This window comes from Pseudoxanthomonas mexicana (assembly GCF_001556105.1).
Taxonomy (GTDB): domain Bacteria; phylum Pseudomonadota; class Gammaproteobacteria; order Xanthomonadales; family Xanthomonadaceae; genus Pseudoxanthomonas_A; species Pseudoxanthomonas_A mexicana_A.
Map to the genome: position 1 here is coordinate 1 of NZ_LSIF01000029.1, position 5,569 is coordinate 5,569.

Genomic DNA, 5,569 nt, shown 5'->3' on the forward strand with positions numbered 1-5,569 from the left:
GCGGTGAACGGTGCCGTGGCCATCGGCAGCGGCGCTACGGGTACGGGAGCGAACTTTGCCGCCGGCGGTGGCGGCGGTGCCAACGCTTCGACCAGTGGAGCCTTGGCGCTGGGTGGCGGCGGCGGCGGCGGCGCGTCCTTTGGTGGCGGCGCTACCGGCGGCGCGGGCGGCAATGGCGCGATCGCCAGCAACACCGGGGCGACCGCGATCGGCAGTGGCGGCAGCGGGAGCAATGCCAGTTCAGGCGCTGCGGGCAGCGGTGGTCACGGCGCCAACGCCAGCGGCATCGCCAGCACGGCCATCGGCAGCGGTGCCAATGGAACCGCTAATGGCCAGGCCGGCGGTTCCGGCGCCGTGGCCAGTGGCAATTACAGCACGGCCATTGGCGGCAGCAACTCAGCACTGAATGCTGCGCAGGCCACCGCGAGCGGTTCCACGGCGCTGGGTAACGGTGCGCAGGCCACGGGTACCAACGCGGTAGCACTCGGCTACAACTCGGTCGCCGACGTGGCCAATACCGTCTCCGTGGGCAGCGCAGGCAACCAGCGACGCGTCGTCAATGTCGCCAGCGGCACCGCGACGACCGATGCGGTCAACGTCGGCCAGTTGAATACCGTGGCGACAACCGCCAGCAACGCATTGGCGGCAGCCAACTCGGCCGTCACCACTTCTTCCGCCTACACCAATACACGCGAAGCAGCCGTGCGCAACGACATGGCCGGAGGCGACGCGGCGACGCTCGCCACAGCCACCGGCTACACCGACACGCGCGAAGCGGCGGTGCGCAGCGACCTGGCGGCAGGCGATGCGGCGACGCTGGCGACGGCCAATGGCTACACCGATACACGCGAAGCGGCGGTACGCGTCGACATGGCCGCCAGTAACGCCGCCACGCTGGCGACCGCCAACGGCTATACCGACACCCGCGAAGCCACCGTTCGTAGCGACATGGCGGCAGGTGATGCAACGACCCTGGCGACAGCCCAGGACTACGCCGACACCGGCGATGCCACGACACTGGCTTCCGCCAATGCCTACACCGACGCGCGCTTCACCGAGCTGACCGGATTGAGCGACGACTTCAACGCCTTCCGCGGCGACGTGGATCGCCGCTTCAGCCAGATGGATCGCCGCATCGACACGATGGCGGCCATGAGTGGTGCGTACGCCGGCATGGCGATGAACACGGCGGGCCTGGCAGGCAAGAACCGGGTGGGCGTGGGTATCGGTTCACAGGGCGGCGAGCGGGCCATGGCGGTGGGCTACCAGCGGGTTGTCGGCAACCGCGCCAGCGTTTCGCTCGGCGCTGCCTTCGGAGGCGGGGAAAAGAGCGTGTCCGCCGGCGCAGGCTTCAGCTGGTGACCCGCGGCTCGGTCGCCGGACCGGGGTTAAGGTCGGCACGACAGCCTGTCGGCAAGCGCATCTTCCTGGTTTCGCTGACGTTGCTGCTCGCATGGCTGTGCGCGTTGCCATGGGTGCTGGTCGACAGCGACATGCCATTGACGGCAACGCCCGCTGCGATCGTGGATCCGGCGCCGTCGGAGTAGTCGGCGGCGTCAGCCTGCGTCGCGGTCGATCAGCGACGTCTCGCGCGTATCGGGCATCCACAGGTAGACCAGCAGCGAACAGGCGATGCAGGCGGTGACGTACCAGTAGAAGCCGGTCTCGTGGCCGATGTCCTTGAACCACAGCGCCACCATGTCGGCGGTACCGCCGAAGATCGCCACGGTCAGCGCATATGGCAGGCCTACGCCGAGCGCACGGATCTCGACGGGGAACAGCTCCGCCTTCACCACCGCGTTGATCGCGGTGTAGCCGCTGACGATCACCAGTGCCGCCATCACCAGCCAGAACGCCTGCGTCGCGCTCTGCACGTCCTGCAACTGGCTGAGGATCGGCACCGTGCACAGCGTGCCCAGCACGCCGAACGCGATCAGGATGCGCCGGCGCCCGATCCGGTCCGACAGCGCGCCCACCACCGGTTGCAGCAGCATGTAGAAGAACAGCGTGGCCGCATTGATCAGGCTGGCGGTCTCCGCCGCCATGCCGGCGCTGTTGACGAGGAATTTGTGCACGTAGGTGGTGTACGTGTAGAACGCCAGCGTGCCGCCCATCGTCAGGCCGATCACGGACAGCACCGCACGCGGATGCCGCAGCAGGGCACGCAACGTGCCTCCACTGCGCTGGTGTCCCGTAGCGACGGCGGCTTCGTTGCGCGAGAACGATTCGGTTTCCACCATGTTCCGGCGCAGCCACAGCGCGACCAGCGCGGCCACCGCGCCGATCGCGAACGGGATGCGCCAGCCCCAGTCGCGCAGTTGCTCGTCGGTGAGGAATACGCGTTGCAGCGCGATCAGCACGCCCAGTGCGATCAGGTGGCCCATGACCAGCGTGACGTACTGGAAGCTCGACCAGAACCCGCGGTGTTCACGCGTGGCCATCTCGCTGAGGTAGGTCGCGGACGTGCCGTATTCGCCACCCACCGAAAGACCCTGCAGCAACCGCGCCAGCACCAGCAGGATAGGCGCGGCGATGCCGATGCTCGCGTAGCCCGGCGTGCAGGCGATGATCAGCGAACCGGCGCACATCATCACCACCGACAGCATCAGCGCACGCTTGCGGCCGTGGCGGTCGGCGTAGCGGCCGAGCAGCCAGCCGCCGAGCGGGCGCATCAGGAAGCCCACCGCGAAGATCACCGCCGTCTTCAACAGCTGGCTGGTGCGGTCGCCGCCGGGGAAGAACACCTCGGCGAAGTACAGCGAGAACGCTGCGTACACGTACCAGTCGTACCACTCCACCAGGTTGCCGACCGAGCCGCTGAAGATGCTGCGCAGGCGCTGGGCGGGGGTCAGTGCGGTACGCGGCGTCTGCCTCATCAGTACAGGTCCATGGGATCGACATCGAGCGACCAGCGCGTGCGGCGCGCTTCCGGCAGGGCGTGGATGTCCGGCAGGGCGAGGTCGAGCGTGCGGTGCAGCGGACGGCGCTCGGGCGAGGTGAGCAGCAGCTGCACGCGATGCAGGCCGGCGCGGCGCGGCATCGGTGCCGGTAGCGGACCGTGCATCTCCAGTGCGGCATCGTGTCGGCGCAGAGCCTGCTTCGCGGCCTGCAGGAACTGCTGTGCGGCGTCGACGTGCTGGGCTTCTGCGCGCAGCAACGCGAGGTGCGCGAACGGCGGGAAGCCGGCCATGCGCCGCTGCTCGAGCTCCGCTTCGGCGAACGCGTGGTAGCCGCCGCTGATCAGCGTATTCAACAGCGGGTGGTCGGGATGGTGCGTCTGCAGCCACACATCGCCGCGCTTGCCCGCGCGTCCTGCGCGTCCCGCTACCTGGATCAGCTGTTGCGCCAGCTTCTCGCCGGCACGGAAATCGGTGGAGAACAGGCCTTCGTCCACGCCGACGACGGCCACGCGCGTGAGGTGCGGCAGGTCGTGGCCTTTCGCGAGTATCTGCGTGCCGACCAGGATGCCGGGCGCGTCGCCCAGCTTCGCCAGTTGCTGTGCCAGGCCATCGCGCTTCTGGGTGGTGCCGCGGTCGACGCGCAGCACCGGCACGTCGGTGAACTGTTCGGCCAGCAACTCCTCCAGCCGTTCGGTGCCGATGCCCTGCGGCTGCAAGGCCAGTCCGCCGCAGTCGGGACAGGCGGGCGGCGCCGCCTGCCGTGCGCCGCAGTGATGGCACTGCAGACGCTTGCCACCGGCATGCACGGTCATCGGACTGTCGCAGCGCTTGCAGTGCGCGCTCCAGCCGCAGTCGTGGCACAGCAGCACCGGCGCGTAGCCGCGGCGGTTCTTGAACACCAGTACCTGGCCGCCGGCATCCAGCGCCTGGCGGATCGCCTGCAGCGTGTCCGCGAGCAGGCCGGCCTGTTGCAGGCGCTTGCGCACGTCGAGCACGCGCACGGTCGGCGGCTGCGCTTCGCCCGCCCGTCGCGACAGGCGCAGGTGCGCATAGCGGCCGCTGCGTGCGTTGTGCAGCGTCTCCAGCGACGGCGTGGCGCTGCCCAGCACCACCGGCACGTCCAGCGCCTTGCCGCGCACCAGGGCGAAATCGCGCGCGTGGTAGCGGATACCGTCCTGTTGCTTGTAGCTGCCGTCGTGTTCTTCGTCGATCACGATCAGCCCGGCCTCCGGCAACGGCGTGAACACCGCCGAGCGCGTGCCGACGATGACGCGCGCCTCGCCACGCAGGCAGGCCGCCCACGTGCGGGCGCGCTCGCCGTCGTTGAGGCCGGAATGCAGCACATGCACCGGCACCCCAAGGCGTTCGCGGAAGCGCGACAGCGTCTGCGGGGTCAGGCCGATCTCCGGCACCAGCACCAGCGCCTGCCGCCCGCGCCGCATGCAGTCGGCGATGGCATGCAGGTAGACCTCGGTCTTGCCGCTGCCGGTCACGCCGTCGAGCAGCAGCGCGCCGAAACCGGTCGTGCCGACGATCGCCTCGGCCGCCGCTTTTTGTTCCTCGTTGAGTGCGGGCCCAGGGCGCGGCGCGGGGGGCGTCTGCGCCGCCGCGGGGAAGCGTTCGGCCAATCCGCGCTTGCCCAGGTCGCGGGCGGTGGCGCGGCCGCTGTCCAGGTGCAGGTCCAGCACGTCCTCGTCGAGCGTGCCGTGCCCGGCCAGCAGGTCGGCGAGGCGGCGCGGCCGGCTGCCGGTGCGTAGACGGTCGCGCTGCAGCTGGCCGGCCTCGGTCAGGCGCCAGTGCCAGGCATGGGTATCCGCCAGCGGCTCACCCTGGCGGAGCGCGACGGGGAGGGCGGTCGCGACCACTTCGCCCAGCGGTGCATGGGTGTAGCGCGCCAGCCAGTGCAGCGAATCCAGCAGTTCGCCGTGCAGCAGCGGGGTGTCGTCGAGCAGGGCATCGGCGGCTCGCAGCTCCAGGCCGGGGTCGGCCGGTGCGGCGACGTTGGCCACGAAACCGGTGAGCGCCCGGTTGCCGAACATCACCTTCACCCGCTTGCCGACGTCCCCGGGCGAGGCGTCATGGCTGGGCGGGGGCAGGTAGTCGAACAGCCGTGGCAGCGGCACGGGCAGGGCGACCTGCAGGACGGAAACGGTCGGCATTCCGTGCAGTGTATCGGCCCGTCCTGATGGCGGTCATATCTCACGTAGTTGCGACGATGTCCTGTCAATTTCTTGACGAAAATCACGCAAGTGCCGATCCCCAAAGGAGATTCCGGCTTATCCACACGCGCTGTGGATAAATCTGTGCATGGCGGGAATGCTTCACGGCGCGATGACGCACCAGCAAGCCTCGGGGTCAGGTTGGCCAAAAAAGTGCCAGAGGGTATTTTTCAAGTAAAAACAGCAGCTTGGCCGTGAAACGTGGCTGAAACATTCGTGCCGGGAGGGGGTGGTCGAGCCCGGATGACGAAATGGTGACCGCTGTGCACAACGTTATTTGGTGGAAACCCTTGTGGGGCTGGGGAGAGCAGATTCCGGCCCGCTGTCAAGCATCCGTACGGGTGCGCCGGGTGACTATGATCCACGCATCCCCTACTGGTTCCACGATGGCCGCTCCCGACTCCTCCTCCCTCCCCGCCCCCGCCGCGCTCGCCGCCTTCCTGCGAGGGT

General features: G+C 68.9%; 4 protein-coding genes. 2 read left to right on the forward strand and 2 right to left on the reverse strand.

Going from position 1 to position 5,569, the window contains the following annotated elements; genetic code table 11:
* Together AX730_RS05285 and AX730_RS18790 are read left to right on the forward strand one after the other, a co-directional pair.
* Positions 1 to 1,362, forward strand: a 1,362-nt coding sequence (locus AX730_RS05285) for a YadA-like family protein (RefSeq protein ID WP_198147033.1), incomplete at its 5' end; no start/stop codon positions are given.
* Complete coding sequence (locus tag AX730_RS18790; protein WP_157074109.1) at positions 1,359 to 1,547, forward strand: hypothetical protein; 189 nt, start codon at positions 1,359 to 1,361, stop codon at positions 1,545 to 1,547. The genes AX730_RS05285 and AX730_RS18790, both read left to right, overlap by 4 nt.
* Positions 1,548 to 1,556: 9 nt before the next feature.
* Here AX730_RS18790 and AX730_RS05290 read toward each other — a convergent pair whose 3' ends face one another.
* Together AX730_RS05290 and AX730_RS05295 are read right to left on the reverse strand one after the other, a co-directional pair.
* Entirely contained in the window at positions 1,557 to 2,876 is a 1,320-nt protein-coding gene (locus AX730_RS05290) for an MFS transporter (protein ID WP_062353052.1), read from the reverse strand.
* Positions 2,876 to 5,059 carry a primosomal protein N' gene (locus AX730_RS05295; RefSeq protein ID WP_062353055.1) on the reverse strand — a complete coding sequence of 728 codons (2,184 nt, stop codon included), beginning with the start codon at positions 5,057 to 5,059 and terminating at the stop codon, positions 2,876 to 2,878. Before AX730_RS05295 ends, AX730_RS05290 begins: the two co-directional genes overlap by 1 nt.
* Positions 5,060 to 5,569 lie beyond the last annotated feature (510 nt).

What these genes read in the sequence shown, in the direction of transcription:
- AX730_RS05295 (WP_062353055.1), bottom strand. Translation starts at nt 5,059, where the DNA reads ATGCCGACCGTTTCCGTCCTGCAGGTCGCCCTGCCCGTGCCGCTGCCA.
- AX730_RS05290 (WP_062353052.1), bottom strand. Translation starts at nt 2,876, where the DNA reads ATGAGGCAGACGCCGCGTACCGCACTGACCCCCGCCCAGCGCCTGCGC.